At 63.1% G+C, this 20,221-nt stretch carries 18 protein-coding genes; 16 read left to right on the top strand and 2 right to left on the bottom strand.

From position 1 onward, the window contains the following. The first annotated feature begins 6 nt into the window (after positions 1-6). The 3 genes from KGJ62_01925 to KGJ62_01915 all read left to right on the top strand — a co-directional run bounded on the left by KGJ62_01925 (position 7) and on the right by KGJ62_01915 (position 2,351). Positions 7-345, top strand: coding sequence for a hypothetical protein (locus KGJ62_01925; GenBank protein ID MDE2125327.1), 339 nt, complete (start codon positions 7-9; stop codon positions 343-345). A gap of 143 nt (positions 346-488) precedes the next feature. Then, on the top strand, positions 489-1,184 hold the full coding sequence (locus KGJ62_01920; protein MDE2125326.1) for a hypothetical protein: 696 nt from the start codon (positions 489-491) through the stop codon (positions 1,182-1,184). Positions 1,185-1,241: 57 nt separating this feature from the next. Continuing rightward, entirely contained in the window at positions 1,242-2,351 is a 1,110-nt protein-coding gene (locus KGJ62_01915) for a hypothetical protein (protein ID MDE2125325.1), read from the top strand. Between the two features lie 153 nt (positions 2,352-2,504). On the opposite strand, the gene surE is transcribed toward KGJ62_01915, so the two are convergent. Further along, positions 2,505-3,269, bottom strand: a complete 765-nt coding sequence (gene surE / locus KGJ62_01910; protein MDE2125324.1) for a 5'/3'-nucleotidase SurE — start codon at positions 3,267-3,269, stop codon at positions 2,505-2,507. 104 nt (positions 3,270-3,373) lie between these two features. Between surE and KGJ62_01905 the strand changes: the two genes are divergently transcribed. Genes KGJ62_01905 through KGJ62_01895 form a run of 3 tightly spaced genes read left to right on the top strand, consistent with a single transcriptional unit; the run spans position 3,374 to position 5,318 of the window. After that, a complete protein-coding gene (locus KGJ62_01905) occupies positions 3,374-4,375 on the top strand; it encodes a Gfo/Idh/MocA family oxidoreductase (protein ID MDE2125323.1) in 1,002 nt (333 codons plus the stop codon). Continuing rightward, entirely contained in the window at positions 4,372-4,905 is a 534-nt protein-coding gene (locus KGJ62_01900; protein ID MDE2125322.1) for a GNAT family N-acetyltransferase, read from the top strand. Before KGJ62_01905 ends, KGJ62_01900 begins: the two co-directional genes overlap by 4 nt. Before the next feature lie 38 nt (positions 4,906-4,943). Next, complete coding sequence (locus KGJ62_01895) at positions 4,944-5,318, top strand: phage holin family protein (GenBank protein ID MDE2125321.1); 375 nt, start codon at positions 4,944-4,946, stop codon at positions 5,316-5,318. A 12-nt stretch (positions 5,319-5,330) separates the two neighbouring features. On the opposite strand, the gene KGJ62_01890 is transcribed toward KGJ62_01895, so the two are convergent. Beyond that, entirely contained in the window at positions 5,331-5,921 is a 591-nt protein-coding gene (locus KGJ62_01890; GenBank protein MDE2125320.1) for a hypothetical protein, read from the bottom strand. A gap of 273 nt (positions 5,922-6,194) precedes the next feature. Between KGJ62_01890 and dnaA the strand changes: the two genes are divergently transcribed. From dnaA to KGJ62_01840, 10 genes are all read left to right on the top strand, one after another. Further along, positions 6,195-7,679, top strand: coding sequence for a chromosomal replication initiator protein DnaA (dnaA, locus tag KGJ62_01885; GenBank protein MDE2125319.1), 1,485 nt, complete (start codon positions 6,195-6,197; stop codon positions 7,677-7,679). Between the two features lie 219 nt (positions 7,680-7,898). Further along, positions 7,899-9,068 (top strand): DNA replication/repair protein RecF, encoded by a 1,170-nt coding sequence (gene recF, locus KGJ62_01880; protein ID MDE2125318.1) that lies wholly within the window; start codon positions 7,899-7,901, stop codon positions 9,066-9,068. Next, entirely contained in the window at positions 9,055-9,666 is a 612-nt protein-coding gene (locus KGJ62_01875) for a DUF721 domain-containing protein (protein ID MDE2125317.1), read from the top strand. Before recF ends, KGJ62_01875 begins: the two co-directional genes overlap by 14 nt. 40 nt (positions 9,667-9,706) lie before the next feature. Further along, the gene (locus KGJ62_01870) at positions 9,707-11,290 is read left to right on the top strand and encodes a ComEC family competence protein (protein ID MDE2125316.1); all 1,584 of its coding nucleotides are present in this window, start codon (positions 9,707-9,709) and stop codon (positions 11,288-11,290) included. Beyond that, positions 11,287-12,177, top strand: coding sequence for an MBL fold metallo-hydrolase (locus KGJ62_01865; protein ID MDE2125315.1), 891 nt, complete (start codon positions 11,287-11,289; stop codon positions 12,175-12,177). The genes KGJ62_01870 and KGJ62_01865 overlap by 4 nt, the downstream gene beginning before the upstream one ends. Positions 12,178-12,240: 63 nt before the next feature. Beyond that, positions 12,241-13,239, top strand: coding sequence for an ADP-glyceromanno-heptose 6-epimerase (gene rfaD / locus KGJ62_01860; protein MDE2125314.1), 999 nt, complete (start codon positions 12,241-12,243; stop codon positions 13,237-13,239). A 176-nt stretch (positions 13,240-13,415) separates the two neighbouring features. After that, the gene (locus KGJ62_01855) at positions 13,416-14,267 is read left to right on the top strand and encodes an SUMF1/EgtB/PvdO family nonheme iron enzyme (protein MDE2125313.1); all 852 of its coding nucleotides are present in this window, start codon (positions 13,416-13,418) and stop codon (positions 14,265-14,267) included. A 63-nt stretch (positions 14,268-14,330) separates the two neighbouring features. Next, positions 14,331-15,182 (top strand): SUMF1/EgtB/PvdO family nonheme iron enzyme, encoded by an 852-nt coding sequence (locus KGJ62_01850; protein MDE2125312.1) that lies wholly within the window; start codon positions 14,331-14,333, stop codon positions 15,180-15,182. Between the two features lie 961 nt (positions 15,183-16,143). Further along, complete coding sequence (locus KGJ62_01845) at positions 16,144-17,589, top strand: hypothetical protein (protein MDE2125311.1); 1,446 nt, start codon at positions 16,144-16,146, stop codon at positions 17,587-17,589. A gap of 873 nt (positions 17,590-18,462) precedes the next feature. Continuing rightward, the gene (locus KGJ62_01840) at positions 18,463-19,122 is read left to right on the top strand and encodes a hypothetical protein (GenBank protein ID MDE2125310.1); all 660 of its coding nucleotides are present in this window, start codon (positions 18,463-18,465) and stop codon (positions 19,120-19,122) included. The last annotated feature ends 1,099 nt before the right edge of the window (positions 19,123-20,221 follow it).

The raw sequence follows: 20,221 nt of genomic DNA, 5'->3' as shown, positions 1-20,221 counted from the left end.
CAACTAATGCGCTCGGGCCGTCATCACGACGTAATCGGCCGTGTGGCCGGGCTCCTGGTTTTCTTGTTGGGTGTTGGTCTGTTGCTCTGCGTCTTCTATATGGCGTGGGGCCTGTTCCAGATGCCCGCGGCGCGTGCGCTCGGGCTCCACTTTACCGGCAACCCAAAAACCGATCCCATGGTTGCCACGGTCGGCACGCAGATGGCGTGGCTGCTTTTCCGGCTCGGCTACCTGTTCGTAATGAGCGTGGCCGGCTCACTCATTGCCAACAAAGGCATCAACCTCTACTTCAGCGCCCTGTACGGTGTCCCGCCGAACGCCCCTCACGTCGCACCGACGGAATAGCCGCTTTTCGGTACCTACACGTTTGAAACACACCCTTTTCCGAGGATAACGTCCCGAATGGCGCATTCGAGTCCGGAGGCGCGATATCGTACTGCGCCGTGGTCGTCGCCGGCAAACCGTACCTTCCCCAGGTTGGCGTTCTTGTGACATTCACACTCACCAACCAGACCGGGCCAGCGACGATAACGGTAAGCGCCGCCTCGGCGACGTCCAACAGCTGCGCGCAAGCGCTCACCACAGCGTCGTGTACCGGCGACGGACAGGCAACGCTGACAGCGACGTGGATAGACGCAAACGGCAAAGCGTGGTCCGCCAGCGGCGTCGTCACCTCGCAGTCCATCGCCTGCCCGAACAACAGCGGCGCGGACCCACCCGATGGGTTCGGCAAGCTGCCGGACAACTGCAACATCACATGGGCGTCCACCTCGCGATACAACGCCGAGATCGGCACCGCAACCGACAACTGGCACGCCAGCCAGTGGGCGACGTTCTCTTACACCACAGTCACGCTGGGCGCGAACATTCTATTCCAGGATACATGCGACCAAAATCATCCGTATTTTGCCGTGACAAATTACCTCGGCGTGGGTCAGCGAACGGTTACGTTCAACATATACACGACGGATCCGTGCGCATCGAACACTTCGTGCGGGGCGTTCAATCCCCCACCAGCGTCCGGCACCACCTCGTTTCGACAGCCGCCCGTGAAATCGGCCACAGCCTGGGCTGGGTCACACGAACGACGCGCTACCCAACGATATCGGCGCGCTGATGTAGGCGACCTCCGACAACTGGTTCTTCTGCGGTACGATTACGCCGACCCCGGACGAGGCCAATGAATTGACCAAGCTGGGCTATACACAGTGCACGCTGCGTGCGAAGAAAGGGCACTGGCCATGCGACAACTGAATCGGAAAGCGCCCTGCCTGGCGCTCTCGCTCGCCTTTCTGCCGCTCACTGGCTGCCGGCCGGCGACTGCCGCGCCCGCGGCGCCGGTATGGCTCTACGCAGTTGTATTTCACCTCTCTGACGGCGCAGCGAGCTACGCAGGCGTCGCAGATGTCAGCTCGGCCTCGGGCGTCATACAGCAGCTGCTCGACTCAGCCCCGACGCCTACAGAGGCCTCCAAATCAACCCTCGCCGCGCCGCCCGGCGCCGATGACATCTGGCTGGAAGGAAACGGGCGCAGTGCGGAGGTCGTCTGGAACCCGGCCGCCGGAACGTACTCCGTCGTACAAAACGGCCGCATGACGCGGCCCGTGGCGGATGACGGTCTGTTCAGACCTCTCGTGGCCTCCATCCGGCCGTTCCTTGAGCCCGACGGCTTCGGCAGAAACGCCGCATCCCCGACAGCGGCAATAGCGATCTTTGATTATCCGCCCGGGCCACACACCCTTGCCGGGATGGTGCGCGCGTCACCGGTCATTGTGCGCGGGCGGGTCGTGGCCGTCCTGCGCGAGCAGCACGTACCAGAAAACTACGCAGGGCCAAACGAGGAGACCACCCTCCTTGTAGCCGTCGAGCGGTACCTGCGCGGTGGCCCGGGCGCGCCGCCCGTGGTCAAGGTTACGGCTCCTGGCGGGGACCTTCCCTGGAGCGACGCCGTGCAGGGCAGAAATGGCGTCGGCTACAGGCGGCTCGACGAGCCGATGCCCATGCCGGGCCGCCGGTATATCATGTTCCTCCATCTCGCGGCCACGTACGGCAGGGGGCCGCTGCCGCCGCGCACGGCTTTGTATGCGGAGATCCATGGTCTGCGCGGCAAGGCTGGAGAAGCCGACGAGTTCATTGTCAGCGTGCCTTTCCACAGCAAGATTCTGCTGCACCGTGGCGTCGCGACGGCGCTTCCGTCGGAGGGCGAGACCGCCGAATGGAAATTTGCCGATGGCGAGCAGATCGTAGGCATTCCGGCGAGCCAGGCGGAGGCCGCAATACTGCACGCTGTCGCAAAGGTCGATGCCCTACCGGCGAACCACGCTACTGGCGGCCGGGCCGGCGCGCCGTAATCGCTGGTTCGGCGTGCGAAGACGTGGCAGGTATCGAGGCTGCGGTAAGTGTCGACTGCGGTACGGCCGGCCCATAGGGCTGTTGCTGGGAACGCCAGGTCCGTTCGGGCTGCGGACCGCAGCCCGAACGGAGGGCGAACCCCAGTCGGCGCCTCAGTCCAACTTCCAATCTTCAAGCTCCGGCAGAAGGGCATGCGCGGTTAGGTCCAGCCCAAGCGGTGTAACGGATATCCGGTGCTCCCGAATGGCAGCAACATCGGTCCCGGGCTCCGACTCGCCACTGAGCAGCACCCCGCCGAACCAGTAACACGGCTTTCCGGCAGGATCTTTAGTCACGTCGATCCCGTTTTCGTACTGCTGGCTGCCCTGGCGGGTGATGGCGACGGAGCGGAGGTCGGCGCGCGATCCCTCCGGCACGTTCACGTTCAGGCACACCCTCTTCAGAGCGGAGTCGCCCTCGATACTGCGCGCGACGCGCACCGCGAAACCGGCTGCCAGCGAGTAGTCCACATCGTCCGGCTCGACCTCGGTGACGATGGAGATCGCAAACGATGGTACGTCGAGAATGGCTCCCTCCAGCGCAGCCGCGACAGTTCCGCTGTAGTTCACATCCCAACCCAGATTCGCTCCCGGATTGATGCCGGAGGCTACCACCGAGCATCGCTGCTCCATCACAATGTGATAGCCCAGCACCACGCAGTCCGCAGGAGTGCCGTTCACCGCATGAGCCATGCTGCCATCCGGCAGCTTCACGGCGCGGATCCTGAGCGGCTTGTGGAGCGTTATCGCGTGCCCGGTAGCGCTTCGCGGCCGGTCCGGCGCCACCACGACCACCTCGCCCAGGTTCGAAAGTGACTGCTTGAGGGCAAGTAGGCCGGGCGAGTACACGCCGTCATCATTGGTAACCAGTATGCGCATTGCGTGCCTAAAGCTGCCCGCCGGGCAGGAGTGGCGCTCCTGCATGGGGAAAGGAGATGCACCATCACATTGTGGCACATCGCCGGTGCCGCACAAGGAAGCCAATGCCCGCAAAACCGGTTCGTATCGGCATGATGTCATTCGCACACATGCACGCCTGGAGCTACGCGTCGTCGGTAAAAAGTCGCGGCGATACCGAGTTGGCCGGTGTGGCCGACCACGACGCCGACCGCGCCGCGCGAATGGCGCAGGCGTTTGAATCCCGGGCATACCCTTCCTACGAGGCGCTGGTTGCCGATCCCGCAATCGATGCCGTGATTGTTTGCCCGGAAAACGTAAGACACCGTGCTCTGGTGGAGATGGCCGCCAAAGCAGGCAAGCACGTTCTGTGCGAAAAACCGCTGGCAACCACGGTCGCAGATGCTCAGGCGATGATCGCGGCATGCAGCGGCGCCGGCGTCCACCTGATGACCTCTTTCCCCTGCCGCTTCTCACCCATGATGACCCGGCTGAAGCAGATGGTTGACAGTGGGCGGCCCGGCGAGATTCTGGCTATCAGAGGCACGAACCGTGGACGCAATCCGGGAGGCTGGTTCGCCGACCCCGCGGAAAGTGGCGGCGGAGCCATGCTGGATCATACCGTCCACGTAGTGGATCTCATGCGGTGGCTCCTGCACGACGACGTAAAGACGGTGTTTGCCGAAACGAGCAACGGCATCAAGCATACTGCCATTGAGGACGTGGCGTTCCTCAGCTTCACGTTTCACTCGGGGGTGTTTGCCACCCTGGATGCCTCATGGTCGCGCTCGCGGGCGTTTCCAACTTGGGGCGATGTCACCATGGAGGTGGTCACCACAGGCGGAGCGCTGAGCATGGACATGTTCTCACAAAACCTTGTGCTTTATGGCGAGAAGAGCGGCGGCGTCAGCTGGCACAACTGGGGGGCAAACATCGATGACGACATGGTGGCGGCATTCGCCAACTCCGTCTTGACCGGGGCGCCACCGCCGATAACCGGCGAGGATGGCTTGAAGGCCGTCTCCGTCGCGCTTGCCGCATACCGATCCGCCGCACTCCATCAACCGGTGGAGGTCGCCGCGGCGTGACGCGGCTGGCGGTGACCGTCACCTCGCTCGAAATGCTGGAGCCGCCGGCGCAGGCGGAGGAGTTGTCGTTCCCACCCGGCACCAGGATTGTCCGCGCCAATCCGCCGTCCCTGTCGTTCTACCGCTTTTTATACAATGCCGTAGGCGGCCCGTGGATGTGGTACGAGCGCAACGCACTCTCCGACGACGCGCTCGCGCACGAAGTGCAGGATGGGCGCGTGGAGGTGCACGTGCTCTACCGCAACGGCGATCCGGCGGGCTACGCGGAGTTGGACCGCCGAATCGAAAACAACGTGGAACTGGCATACTTCGGGCTTCGTCAAGCCTACATGGGGCAGGGTCTGGGATGGAAACTGCTCCGTTGGGCCATCGCTGAGGCGTGGTGCAGCCAACCCTCGCGAGTCTGGGTGCATACCTGCACGCTCGACGCGCCGGCCGCCCTGGGTTTGTACAAGAAGGCCGGGTTCTTACCGTTTCGCGAGGAGGCGATCGAGATCGACTACCCGCCAGAAGTCCGTCCAGGCAGATAGAACCGGCGCGGGAATCCGGGCCGGCTTACGGAGCGCAAATGATACGCAAATGGCTGATCGGGCTTGCCGGCAATGCGCTGGCGCTCTTCATTCTCGCAGAGGTGGTCCGCGGCATCTACCTCAAGTGGCAGCACCCGGTGGCATTCCTCACCGTCCTCCTGGTGTTCAGCCTTGTCAACTCACTCGTGCGGCCGATTATCATGTTCTTCGTCTGGCCCATCAACTGCCTGACGTTCGGACTGCTTGGCTTTTGCCTTAATGTGTTTCTCTTCTTCCTGGTGGGCCAACTGGACCCGGCGGTGTTCCACGTGCGCGGTCCCATAAGCGCGCTCATCGGGTCCGTCCTTATGGGCGTCATCTCCGGCGCGATCGGCTACCTTTTGCGCGATCGCCGCGACCGCGCGGCGGAGTAATCCGCCGGGGCGTTACCCGCCCAGCCGGGCCTGAACCGCGAAGAGCGTATCGCCGACGCCCGCAAAATGCAGTGTTGCCTCAATGCCGATGTGCGACGTTAGATCCACGCCGGCGAACACCTTGCCTCCCAGGCGTGTGACGTTGCCGATGTACGGACCGATGCCGCCGCCAATGTAGAGGCGGTTGCCGGTGATCACTCCTTTGGAGTAGACCTGGTCAAAAGTAATGGGAATCAGCGTGTTGAGCCCGCCGAAATTCGCCGAGATAATAGCATCGGCGTCAATGCGGGTGCTGCACGAGGGCAGAAGGTGCACGCCACTTAGCGTAAAATCGACGCCCCCATCAAATTTGACGCGCGGCGCCAGTAGTGCGCCAAGCCGGATGCGCATTGGAAATGGCGAGAGGGTGGAGGCCCCGACCTGACGCCGCGCACCGAACGTGGCCGGCGTTGTGCCGATCAGGGCGTTCGTCAGCTGATCCCCATAGGCCTGAGCCGTCAGCAGCGGGGCGGGCGTTTGCGCACGCACCTGCGCGGGCGTCACCATGAAGACGCAAGCTGGTAACAGGAGGCCCGCCAATGCCGCCCGGATGGGCTTGCTCATCGTATGATCCTTCCGCCGGTTTCTCCGGCTCGGCAATACGCGTTCACACCGTAAAGCGGTCAGCCGTATGCCTGTTTATACCCCATGACGGCGGCCAACCGCGCCGGACTTTTTTCAAAAATATTTTCGCTTCGTGGCCTCGTGAATTTCGTTGTGTGAGCCATTGTACTGCTGCCGTGGTTCAGATATAATCCTGTTCCCGCGCCATGCCCGGCAAGCCCGGGCACTGCAATCTGATACCTGTTTGCGCCGCATTCTTACCGGAGCGCCCTCGTGAATCCTGATGCTGTTGGGTCCGATATTGATCAAAGTGACCGTCTGCTCGCTGCATGGGGCGACTTCCTCGAGCTTGTTGCCCGGCAGGTAACACACACCAGCTACACCGCATGGATTCGTACCGCAATCCCCATGTCATGGGAAGGCTCAACGGTTCTCCTGGCTGCCTCCTCGCCGTTTCACAAGACCTGGCTGGAACGAAGATGCCGCACCAAAATCGAGGCCGTCTTGAGTTTTTGCCTCGAAACTCCGAACATCCGCCTCGAAGTCTGCGAACCGCCGGAGGAGGTCCTCGCTGAACTTCGCTCCCGCGTCCCCCACTGCGCCACGGCGATGGCGACAGCGCCGGATCAGCCGATCCTCACCCTGGACGTGCAGGCGCAAGAGCAGCCGGCGTCGCGAGGGCAACAGGCCGCCGCGCACCGCCGCATCTCTTTCTGCAGCGGAATCACGCCAAACCTTGGCTACACCTTTGGCGGGTTTGTAACCGGCGCCGCAAACCGCATGGCTCGCGCCGCCGCCCTGGCAGCGGCAAACCGACCCGGAGATGGGCCGAACCCCATCTTCATCTACGGCAAGCCGGGCTTGGGTAAAACCCACCTCCTACACGCCATCTGGCTCCATCTGCACGAAACCCGCCCCGAAACACGGGTGGCTCTGGTTTCGGGCGAGGCTTTCGTTCAGGACTTCGTCAAATCGCTCGGGTCTCATACCGAGGAGCGGTTTCGCAACCGCTATCGTCAGGTAGACGTGTGGTTGCTGGATGACATTCAGTTTCTGGCAGACAAAAACCGCTCGCGGGAAGAGTTCTTTCACACCTTCAACGCGATTTACGAGGGCCGGCGCCAGTTGGTATTCGCAAGCGACCGGACCCCCGAAGAGCTTTCCGGCATGGACGACCGTATCAAGACCCGCCTCCGGGCCGGTCTGGTTGTTGATATCGCTCCACCCGATGCCGCGCATCGCTTGGCCATCCTCGAGGCATGGAACCGCCGCAACGACTCCGTGATCGCAGAGGACGCACTGGCGGCGGTAGCCGAGCTCGACTTTGCCAGCGTTCGTGAACTGGAAGGCGCTGCCAGTAAGATTGTGGTGTGGCAATCGCTGTACGGCACAAGGGTCACCCCAACGCAGTTGCCCGACATTCTCCGTGGATATAATCCGGGCGGTGCGTTCAAACTGCCGCCACCAACGCTGGAAGGCGTTGTGGCTGCGGTAGCAGAACGCACCGGCATTACCGCGCTTACCCTGCGTGGCGCTACACGAGAGGCCACGGTCGTTCGGGTACGACACATGGCGATGTCGCTCGCGCGCGAAATGATGCCGTACCTCTCAACAGCCGCCATTGGCCAGTACTTCAATCACCGCGACCACTCCAGTGTGCTCTACGCCTGCCGCAGGTGGAACGCCGCACGTCTCAGCAATCCCACACTGGCGGCTTGTGAGATGGACTTGCGCCAGTTATTCACACCCGGTGGGTGAGCAACCGGACGTGCATTGCAGAAGGAGCAACCGGTCGGTCATATCCGCCGGCGCCGGTGCATAACCCGGCAGCGCCGGAACGGCACTTGGTGAAGCGCAAGGGTGAAGGTGCGCCCGGCAGCTTTTGGGTTATTCACGTTTTTCACCGTACAATAATCACAGCAACTCTTCTTATATACAGGAAGCCTATTTCCGGAATCGCTGCGCTGCGGAACACCTATGCGGCTTGTCTCACTCTCCTGTTCGGCGTTTCGCAGTTACCCTGAACTTGCGTGGCAGCCCGCCGACGGCATCAACCTGTTATGCGGCGCAAACGCGCAGGGTAAAACGAACTTGCTGGAGGCCATCTACCTGCTTGCCACCAGCAGGTCGCCACGCTCCACGCGCGAATCCGATCTCATCTTTCGCGACTCCCCCGGCGCGCAACTGGGAGCCGTGGTGGAGAGCCAGGCTGCAGGGCGCGTTGAGGTGGAGCTAGGTATCTACCGTGATTCGCCGAAGCGTGTCACCATCAACGGATCTCCCGCGCCACGTCTGATCGACATTCTGGGCCGTATCAACGCGGTCTATTTCGGCGCGTCGGACCTGCGTGTTGTTCAGAGCGACCCGTCGGAGAGACGGCGGTTTCTCGATCTCGAAATTGCGCAGGCCAGTCCGGCGTATGCCATCCATCTGATCCGTTATCGCGAAGCCCACGCGCAGCGCAACCACCTGCTGCGCAGCCTGAGGGATTCGGGCCGTGACGGCGAGGATGCCGGCCTCGAGGCCTGGAACCTGCGGCTGGCTCAGTGCGGAAGCGCGGTGAGTCTGCGGCGATGGCAGTTCATCAACGTGATGGCGCCACTGGCCGCCCAACTCTACGCCGACCTCTGCAGCACTCCACACTGCTTCTCGGTGCGGTACGCGGCAAACGTTCCCGTACCCGATGAACCTACGGCAGAGCGGATGGAACAGGCATTTCTCGACAGACTGGAGCGGGTACAGCCGGATGAAATACGGCGTGGTGTAACACTCGCCGGACCGCACCGCGATGACCTGGTGATGACGATTGACGGCGCCGACGCCCGCCATTTCGGTTCGCAGGGCGAGCAGCGTACTGCAGCGCTTGCGCTGAAACTTGCGGAGTTCAAAATGTTGGAGGAGCAGTTGGGCGAGCCTCCGATCCTGCTGTTGGACGACGTGATGAGCGATCTCGACAGGCAGCGTCGCACGAAGTTGCTGGAACTCGCGCTGGGCGCCGGGCAGACGATGATAACCGGCGCCGATATTGCCGAGCTTGCCCGCACGGTTCCGCGACAGTGCACCATATGGCGCGTGACAATGGGCGCGGTAATACGGGGCGCGGAGGATGTTGAGCTGAGGATGGCGGAGAGCCATGCCTCGCACTAGCCCGGTTGCCGCTCGCCGTCGGCGCTCCGATACCGTATCCCAGGTGTTGGAGAGCCTGCTCCGACGCATGCCGTCGTCGCTCCGGCTTCGTCTCCGGCAGGCGATGGCGGCGCAGCATTGGGACGAGGTAGTCGGCCCTCAGGTGGCTGCGGCGACACGCATTGTGGCGATAAGAAACGGCGTCATCACGGTGCGTACGCGCAGTGGGCCGTGGGCACAGGATGTGGCGCTCCACGCCGCTTACATCGTGGATAAGCTAAATGAGCGACTCGGCGGCAAACTCGTAGAGAAACTCGTCTTTCAGGCCTATGGCCTGGATCCGCTGCCGGAGCCGCCGCCCGCCGCCACGCCACAGGACCTGGCAGCTCAGCCGCTTACGGCAGCACAGCAGGCCGCCCTGGTCGCCGGAGTCGATGCCCTCCCGAGTGACATTCCTGAAGAGTGGCGGCAAAGAGCAGTACGCTGCATGACCAACCATGCTCGCGTCACCGCGTGGCGGCTCGATCATGGCTGGCAGCGATGCTCACGCTGTGGTTCGTTGTCGCCGTTCACCGGCGCCATCTGCCGGGCATGCCATCAGGCCGAGGCCGCGCGTTAACGTGGGCCGGTTGGCGGCGGAGGTCACGGATAGACCGCCCGTGTTGTTCGCCCTGTGCCTCGGTCTCGGCATCAGCGCCGCGTTCTGGCTGCCTGTCGCGCCGTGGATACTGCTCGGCATGTTCGCTCTGCTCGCGCTATTCGCCACAGTTATGCGCGCTCCTCGCCGGCGCTGGTTACTGCTGATCGTCGCCGCTGGTTTTGCCACACTCGGCGCCTTCCGTTACGCCATCGCAGCCGGCATTCCGCAAGGCGACATTTCGCGCCTCGCTCCAGCGCAGGTTCGGGTCGTCGGCTTGGTGGCATCCAGCGTGACTCCCGATCACGCCGACGCCGACCCGGCACTGCTCGGCGCCCGGTTCATCCTCCAGGTCCGGCGTCTCATCACGCTGAATGGCCGCCGCATCAACCGGCCGGTTGCGGGCTCAATATTTGTGCGGGTGCCGCTGCGCGATACCGGAGAGACGTACTCGCGACATGCGCCGCGCCCGGGCGACCTGATCCAGATTGATGGTTCCCTGGAGGTACCGCCTGCGCAGCGCAACCCCGGAGGTTTCGATGAGCGGCAGTGGCTGGCGGATCAGGGCGTATTCGCCACGATGCACGTGGAGTTCAGTTTCGATTGGAGACGTGAACGACCATCACGCTGGGATTTCGGCGCTCTCGCCGCCCGCTCCGATGCCTTGCTGCTATCCCATGCCAGGGCATCCATGCAGCCGGCCGACGCACAGGCGCTTGCGGGCATCCTCATCGGTCAGCGTGCCGGCATGCCGCCGGCAACGCGCGATATCTTCGACCGCACCGGCGCATCTCACGTGCTCGCTACGGCCGGTCTTCACGTTGGCCTGCTCGCGCTGGGACTTTTGCTCATGGTACGCATCGTCGGCGTCCCACGGCGTGCAGGCCTTCTCGTGGTCATCTCAGCGCTGGTGCTCTACTCCCAGATGGCGGGCGCCCGCGCCGCCGTCTGCCGCGCCGTTATTCTGGCGGTGCTCTACCTGGGCGCGCAGGTATTTGAGCGCGAGCCGGACGCTGCCACGTCGCTGGCGATCGCCGCGCTGATTCTGCTTCTGGCGCAGCCGGCGGCTCTCTTTCAGGTCGGCTTCCAGCTCTCATTCGTGGTGGTCATCACGCTGGCCCTCGCAGCCCCCTGGATGGAAGCCGCGGTGCGCGGCTATAAGCGCCGCAGAAACCGCCGCCCGATCCGGCGCCTGCTGTCCGGCCTGGGGCTGGTTGTAGGTGAGACGGCAATCATTGCAACATCTGCCCAGGTCGGCGCCGCACCGCTCACGGCCTACTACTTCCACCAGGTGCAGACACTCTCGATTCCGGCAAACACTCTAGTGGTGCCTGTGGTTGGGCCGGTAATGGCGTGTGCTTCCGCGGCCTCACTGGCATCGCTCATCACCCCGGTTGTGGCGCGCCCGTTCGACGCTGCAGCGCATCTGCTGCTGGTATGGATCACAGGCGCACTGCGTCTCTGCAGCCGCTCATGGTGGGCATCGCTCGGCATATCTCCACCTCCACCGCTGCTCATCGCCGGCCTGTACGCGCTGCTTTGGTGGGCGCTCTGGCGCTTCCGCCCGGACCGGCAAAGCGATTCCATCGCGGGAGCACAGCAGTGAAGCCGCAGCGGGTATTTGCCATGCTTGCGGTAGCTGCGGCGCTCAACTCGGGCATGCTGGCCGTGTCGCTTGCAGCAGCATCCCGCAGATCGCCACTTGTCATCACGTTCCTCGACGTGGGTCAGGGAGACGCGGCGGTGGTTCAAACGCCGGCCGGGCACGTGATGCTGATCGACACCGGGGGCATACATCCGGAAGGGGATAACGAAGGCCGCAGGACGGTGGCGCCATTTTTGCGTTACCGCGGGATTTGGCGGACCGACGTGATGATCCTCACCCATCCGCACCTCGATCACATCGGCGGAGCTGCGCTGGTGCTGAGCCAGTTTCCTGATCGCGTCGTCATCGACGACTCTGTGGATGAATCGCTGCCACAGGTGCAGCAGATACGCCGCGAAGCCGCGAGCGACAATGCCGCGTACCTCACGGCCGCTCCCGGCGAACAGATTGACTTCGGCGACGGTGTGGTTGCGCACATCCTGGGTCCAACTGCTCTGGAAGAGATGGGAACGCCGAACAACGCCAGCGTCGTGGTGAGGCTTACCTATGGGCGAACCGCGGTACTCTTTATGGGCGACGCCGAAGCGCCGGAAGAGCAGGAGCTGCTTGCCTCGGGACAGGCGCTCGGTTGCAACGTGCTCAAGGTTGGGCATCACGGCAGCAAAACCTCGTCCACGCCGGAACTGCTGGCGCGCGCCCACCCGCAGGTCGCGGTGATCTCGGTTGGCGCCCATAACCGCTACGGGCACCCTTCGCCATCGGTCGTTCGGCGGCTGAACCAGGATGGGATTCGGGTCTATCGTACCGACATCAACGGCGCCGTGCGTTGTACCAGCGACGGCGCAACCATTACCGCGACACCAATGCAGAGATCGCCGCATGCCTGAGCGAAACGAGTTGTCCGGCGGCGCTTTGGCACAAGAATTGAGGGGGCAAGCCATTTGAAAACCGTGGTGACCGGCGGCGCCGGCTTCATCGGCAGCGCCCTCATCTGGCAGCTGAACCGCGACGGGAACGACGATATCCTGGTCGTGGACCAGCTCGGCTCCGGCGAAAAGTGGCGCAACCTGGCCGGCTTGCGGTTCCACAGTTACCTGCACAAAGACGAGTTCATCCGGCGGATTCGCCTGCAGGATGCCGCGTTCGATGGCGTTCGGCAAGTGGCTCACCTTGGCGCCCGCTCAGCCACAACCGAGCTCGACGCCGACTACCTGCTGGAGAATAACACGCGCTACACCCACGACCTCGCGGAATGGGCGCTGCGAATCGGTGCGCGGTTTGTATATGCCAGCAGCGCCGCCGTCTATGGCGATGGCAGCCAGGGGTTCTCCGATTCCGAAACGCTGCTGCCTCGCCTGCGTCCGCTAAACAAGTACGGCTACAGCAAGCTCCGCTTCGATGTGCAGGCGGCGCGGGCCGGGCTGCTGCAGCACATCGCCGGCGCGCGGTTCTTCAACGTCTTCGGGCCAAACGAGTATCACAAGGGCCCGATGCGCAGTATGGTCCTCAAGGCCTGGGAGCAGTTATCGGAAAGTGGGTCTATAAAACTGTTTCGTTCGTACCGTCCGGAGTACGCCGATGGCGGTCAAATGCGCGACTTCATCTACGTGCGGGAGTGCGCGGAGATACTTGCGCGCCTGCTCGATCGCCCCAAGCTGAACGGCATCTACAACATTGGCTCCGGCCGGGCGGAAACCTGGAACGATCTCGCTGCGGCAGTTTTTGGCGCCGCCGGAAAGCAGGGATCTGTTGAATACATCGATATGCCCGGCGACCTGCGGAATCAGTACCAGTATTGCACCCAGGCCGACATGACCCGCCTCCATCAAGCCGGCATTCCGTGGCACCCCTGGACCCTCGGCGCCGCCGTGACCGACTACGTACGGAACTACCTGAACCGTGGCTGCGCGCGGCTGGATTGGCGGGAGGATGCAGCCCATTCGGCGTGATTGGGGCCACGGTAGTGGCCGGGTCGGCTATGGCGTTGCGGCTGCCGGCGCGAACGGTTCAGAGGCGAAACGGTGAAGTGCATTCACACCTGGAACCAGGCACAACTTTGCAGGTGTGGCCGTTCGAGCACGTGGTGGACAGTCCCCCGCGACACTTTCCCGCGAAGGAGGTTGGTATGTTGCCAAAAAAGGCAGGCGGACTGGCGATCGGTATGCTCCTGCTGCTCGTCTACATCCCCGGGATATGGGGCGGGCCGGTTCAGGCACAGGGCGCGTTGTCTCATCCCCATACGGTTGTCCATCCACCGTCCGGGAGGCGCCGCCGGACCAATCCGAAAGACGGCGCGGAGATGGTCTGGATACCGCCCGGTCCGTTTCAGATGGGTGACAGCGATCAGGATGACAACCCACCGCATACGGTGAGGCTGAGCGGTTTCTGGATGTATCGAAACGATGTGACGGTGACGGAGTACCGCAGGTTCTGCGATGCTACGGGCCGGCCGATGCCGCCCGCGCCGGACTTCGACCCGACCTGGAGCCGGGGCGATCACCCGATCGTCGACGTCACGTGGGCCGACGCTGCAGCGTACGCGCAGTGGGCAGGCTGCACGCTGCCGACGGAGGCGCAGTGGGAGAAGGCCGCGCGGGGCACGGACAGGCGGAAATACCCGTGGGGCAGCCACTTTGACACCTCCAAACTCTGGTGCAGCAAGTCCAAGCTTGGCGACGCAGGCGGCACGGCGGCGGTGGGCCACTACGGTATGAGCCCCTACGGCTGCAGCGACATGGCCGGGAACGTGTGGGACTGGTGTCGGGACTGGTACCACAAAGCCTTCTGGAGCGGTCGCGCCGGCGAACAGCCGGATCCCGTGGACCTTGCGCCGGGGGCGTCCCGGGTTGTGCGCGGTGGATCGTGGTACAACTACGTGCCTATGTTCTTCCGCACTTCGGACCGGTGGATCGATGACTCGGCGCTCAAGTACATCGACTACGGCTTCCGTTGTGCTCTGCGCGCGGGCTCGCCGTGACCCTGCACTTTGACTCGTTTCACTTCCCGCCGCCGGCCGAGGTTTTGTGAGGAGATGGTTTGCATGTTGCCAAAAAAGGCAGGTGGACTGGCGATCGCTGTGCTCCTGCTGCTTGTCTGCATCCCTGGGATATGGGGCGGACCGGTTCTGGCGCAGGGCGCGTTGTCTCATCCCCGGGCGGTTGTTCATCCACCCTCCGGGAGGCGCCACCGGACCAATCTGAAAGACGGCGCGGAGATGGTCTGGATACCGCCGGGTCCCTTCCAGATGGGTGACAGCGATCAGGGTGACAACCCACCGCATACGGTGAGGCTGAGCGGTTTCTGGATGTATCGAAACGATGTGACGGTGACGGAGTACCGCAGGTTCTGCCGGGCGACGGGTCGGTCGCTGCCGTACGCGCCTGAATTCGACCCGGCCTGGAGCAAGGGCGATCGCCCGGTTGTCAACGTGACGTGGGCCGACGCTGCAGCGTACGCGCGGTGGGCAGGCTGCGCGCTGCCGACGGAGGCGCAGTGGGAGAAGGCCGCGCGTGGCACGGACAGGCGGAAATACCCGTGGGGCAGCCACTTTGACACCTCCAAACTCTGGTGCAGCAAGTCCAAGCTTGGCGACGCAGGCGGCACGACGGCGGTGGGCCACTACGGTATGAGCCCCTACGGCTGCAGCGACATGGCCGGGAACGTGAAGGACTGGTGCCGGGACTGGTACCACAAAGCTTTCTGGAGCGGTCGCGCCGGCGAGCAGCCGGACCCCGTGGACCTTGCGCCGGGACAGTCTCGGGTTGTGCGCGGCGGACCATGGGGCTACAACGATCCGTTGAACTTTCGCTCGTCGTACCGGTACTACAGCCTCCCGGCGTACATCAGCGACGACCTCGGCTTCCGTTGTGTTTTGCGCGCGGGCTCGCCGTGACTCTTTTCCGGATTTGGCCGGGCACGCCGGTTTAGGCTGGGCCGGCGGCTGGAAGACGCCGCACTGGACGTGACGGGTTCACGGGCGGAAGGACCATGGAGCCGCGACAGGTTGGCCGCGCTGCACCCTGCAGCCAGGCCGCTTCAGCGGCTCAGGTAGCTCCCGGTTGGTGCGGAGCACGCCCCTGTGGTCATAGCACCGTTCTCCCGTCCGCACTCTACCCCTACGCGCAATTGTCTGCATGTCGCGCCGCCGGCAAACCGGCATTCCGTGGCAGCACTGCACTCTCGCCGCCGCTGTGACGGACTACGTCCGCAACTACCTGAACCGCGGATGCGCGCCGCTGGATTGGCGGGAGGAGCAGCCCCTCCGGCGTGATTGGGGGGCGGACAGGAGGAAAGCGGCGCCCTCGCCTTAGTTGATTTGTTTAGCGGCTATGAGCACGCGGATGGCGCACGGTTGTTGCTTGCGCGGCCCTAGCGGCCGGCAGGTGCCCGCCGGATCGTAAACGCGTTCAATCTGGACTCGTGGAGGCGGTGCTGGCTGTTTTTCTAGCCGTGCTGAGCACGGATTCTCAAATCCCACAAAAAAGTTTGGATAAGTTTGGCAGGCAGCAGTCCTGTTATATACAGCACAAACTGTTGGCGCCCGATCTCCTGCTTCGGCGTTAGGGCTGGGGCCCGCTGCGCGGATATAAGCACAAACTAAGTGCGGGGCTCCCCGATGCGCGCGAAGAACCAGATGGTGGTGGCTGGAGGGCCAGCAACGAAAGTCGTGGCGCACGGTTTTCGCGCCGTGCGAAAGTCAGATTCCTAGGTGACGCAACACGACGGCCCGGTCTGCAATGCAGCAGCGCAACAAGGTTGGTCGGCGGGCATTATCTTATAGTAGCAACAGCGGGAGGGCAGATTACATGGTCCAAACCAACTCGGTGACTACGTATCTTTACGGAACGCCCGGAATGTTGATAGCGTGCCATCTTGGCCTGATTTGGGGGATATTCACGTTACTGGACGCCGCAGGATACCGGAGCCATGGCGCGGTGCAGGATTGGTACCGGCATCTGATTTACCTGTTCATCGCGACCTTCATCGCGGGCCTGTCGATCACGCTCTGGCAGTTCGTCGGCAAGGCGTCGGGTCAATGGTTCGTGATTGTAGGTGGCAGTGTCGGTACGGCCGCTGTGATGGCCGGCTACCTTTGGTTTGTGAAGCGTGCCCAGCATCCGCTTGCTTGGCTCTTCCATGCATTCTGGTGCGGGCCCCTCCTGGTCGTGGCCGCCGCTATCGGCGTACGATTCTACGCTGGATCGATGGGTCGCGAGGGGTCGAGCCCATCGATCTTCACCCTCGCATCGATCGCATTCATGCTGTTGGCGGTAGAGATTCTATGCGGGCTGACGACGCACTGGTACGCTCTCAAGTTCATCGAGATGCGAAGCAGATGGATGAACGCAGCGGATGGCGAGCGTAGGACAGCTATTGATATCAAAACCGCTGAACTTGTCCGCCAGAAAGTCATGACACTGGTGTGCGGGCAGTTGAGCGACTATGCAACCGACGGCGACGGGCCGAGTGTGGCCGGCCATCTGAGGGCCATCGTCGAGAAGGAAATATCCACCGCTGGGCGCATGGTCTCCACCGGGAAGCTGGCGTCCGAGGCAGTTCCGGCGATAGTCGCGGAAAAGGTGCTCGCGCAATTTCGCGCACGACCTCATCTATTCCCCGACCACCGCCGCGCACTGATCGACACTTACATCAAACGGTTCCATCCAGACTGCACTCCTGCAGACAGGACGGCGCTGGATACCAGGGTAGGTCCCATTCTCGATGAACTTGCGACCGGCAGTGCCCCGGTGTCGCTTGAGGCAGCCCGAAACCGCTACCTGGCGTCCAACTTCAAGGATCTGGAGTCCGAGCGGACTGTTGCAGCCGAACGACGCGATCGGGTGCAGCACGATGCGCAGGAAATCGCCGCGGCGCGAGTACAAGCACGGTTTGACGTTCTCGGCGACCCGCTCGAGATCATCGAGCCCCGTCTCCGAGCCCTCGCAAACGGAGTGCAGAGCGGCAGCGATGATAGTCTGTCGCTCGCCAAGAAACTGCACGAGGAATACTGGATCGCGCACCCGCTACTCCCTCCTGGTGTTGCGCAGAAACTCCTGAAGGAGGCTCTCGCGGAATGGCAGATCGACCAGCATCTCCACCTGACGGCTGATCAGGCGGCAACATGCCTCCAACACCTGACTGATGCGGGGATCAACGGCGGCAGCACGAGGGCAGTTGACTACCTCACCCAGCCGGCTCAGACGGTGGAACGGCTCGCGTTAAAGGTCGGAGACGTGCTGGGTTCGCACGGGACGAACCCTGCGAACCCAGCGGCGCAGCCTGCCGCGGGGCCTTCTTAAACCATGCAACACTGTGCCTGGCGCGATCCCCGTTGGGCCCGAGCGGCAGCCGGCGCGCTGCTGGCAGCTTGCTCGGCGGGGTTTGCGCTGTCCGTAGATGGGTGCCCAAGTCCTGCCAAAACCCCATACGTCGTGCTGCTGCTGAATACTAGTGCCAGCAACGACCTCTGGCCGGCCGCTGGCGACGCTGCTGATCACAAACGGTCGGCAGCCATTCGGATACTCGTCAACACCTTGATAGGTCAAGTTCAGCCAGGCCGATTGCGCGTGGTTACAGCGGGAAAGCATCCGCTCTGGCTGACGGAGGGGACCGTCGGCAAGCACTACTCGCAAGTATTGGCGGATTTGACTAGCGAGCAGTTGCGGTTACTGACGGGCAGTCACATGTCGCCCGGCGAGACTGCAGCGACGACGTACGGCGGGGCCGCCTGGGGGTACGGCACGGATCATGCCAGTGCATTTGCCGAGATATTGCGGCGGAGGCCACCGGGCAGGCGATTGATCATCGTTGGCGTCACAGACGGATTCAACGAAAACTGGCCGTGGTCCACGGTGTCGAGCAGCTTGGCCAAGCTCTATGCAGCGGGGCCCGCCACGATAATCATGCTCGGACTATCTCCGCGCACAGCAGAAGCAGCGCAACAGTCAGTTGGTGCCACGGCCGGATCGTCGACGTCGCAATCGGAATATGATGTATGGGATACGATGTTTAAGTCGCTGGGCGCTGTTGATATAGCAACGGGCTCGCCGAACGCCCCCAAGGGATATTACGTGTCAAATGGAACCAGCTTGCCGACGTCAATGACGCCCTAGTTCCGAGGATGATGTCATGCACTGCCGGCGGTTGCCGTAGCGATCGAAAGGGGACTGGAAATGGTGATTCTCTCCGTGGTTGCGGGAACGGTTCTGATACTTGCGGTGGCGATCGGTGGCGCCTTGCGGCTGTACAGGCTATACAAGGGCGCGCTAAAAGACCTGCTCGAGGCCTCGCGGCTTGTGAACCAGTCGGATATTTCGGTAACGAATCAGGCGAAGTTCGCAGTGAGCAAGGCGGAAACGTTGCTGGCCATTGTCAATGCCTCGCTGGATACGGCATGCAAGCAGTTTTATGCAAGTCTTACAACCCACACATACTCCACGGTTGACGCGCCCGCGGTGCAGACGCCGGTGGCCGCAATTGCCGCATTGCCCACAAATGCGGGCAGCGGCCACATGGCGCAATCTGACGCTCTACTGAAGGTTCAACTCGAAACCGCGCATAGCGACGTCGCGACCGCATACGAAGAATATGAAAGGCTCGTGCGGGTGGAGGTGGAGGCAATCGGCAACTACAATATGCTTCGCCAGCAGCTACCCACCAAATGGGTTGCGGAACTGCAGCCTACGCGCTTTCCGAAGGACAGGCCTTGCCCGCAACGGGACGCCCTGGTGATCAACATTCCGCCTCCGCCAGACGATGTAGGCATCGTGTCCGGTCCGCTAGCGGGGGCGGACTCGCATAATCTGCGCATCGTCGGCCGCGGCGATCTGTAGCCATTCTTGCATGGACGGTAGCTCCATTGCACAGCGACGTCGCTGCTGATGGCCGACGACGGCCGATTCGACGCCCGAAGCAGAATCCGCGCCCGCCGTGGCGTGTGCAATCGGGACGCTCGGCTCGTCGGTATAAGGCGTCCACACCGCGCCACGTCTTATGGAAACCAGATGGCATGCCCTGCTAGGGCGCTGACACAGGAGGGCATTTGTGGTGCCTACATTCCAACCCGCCGCCAAGGGTAATTGATGTGCGGACGGATGGCTTGATTGCCGACAAACCGGGGCCAATCGACAGGGCTGGTATCTGGACGGCGCCATGAGGCACCCCGTACACGTTCCCGAACGGGGCTGCGCGCGGCTAGGCCGGCGGGCGGCCGTACATCAGCCAGGATATACCGTTTTACGCCAAGCAGTGCCTTGATGCGCGCGTTGGCGCCCCCCGTGCCGTTGGCCCGCGGGCATGAGAGGCTGTTTACATTTACTCGACGTTAGGCGTTCGCATGTTGTCGGATGACTAGAAACGCTCTCGATCTCGAGTTGTGCAGCGGCGCCACAAGCTCGCCACTGCGCGCCTGTTGCTGCGATCGCAGGACGCGGTAGCCGCGGTCGCTGGCGTCTTCTGTCCCAGGAGCGCGAAGCCTTTGCCCGCCGGTTACCGTCGCGCGACCGTACGGTTGTGGTCGGCACGGATATCGACGCAGCAATTCTCCTCGCGGCATTGTGCGGGCCGTCCCAGGCGGCTCAATCATGCCGCAGGTGCGTGCCGGACTATTCCAACAATATCCACGTGGCATTCTAAGATCGGATGGCGCGCGCTGGCTTCGGAGCTTGCAGCGGCGTTCTTCCGTCCGCACTCTACCCCCTGCGCGCAATTGACTGAGTGACCTGCCGCCGGCAAACCGGCATTCCGTGGCAGCCCTGCACTCTCGCCGCCGCCGTGACGGACTACGTCCGGAACTACCTGAACCGCGGCTGCGCGCGGATGGATTGGCGGGAGGAGCAGCCCCTCCGGCGTGATTGGGGGGGCGCCGATCGGTGCTGCGGAGCGCCTTGTGGAAACCCGCGCGCGCCGGAATCCGGTACTCTTCCTGTAGGA

Source organism: Armatimonadota bacterium, assembly GCA_028871815.1.
Lineage (GTDB): Bacteria > Armatimonadota > Chthonomonadetes > Chthonomonadales > Chthonomonadaceae > REEB205.
This window is presented reverse-complemented; position numbering and strand designations above follow the sequence as displayed.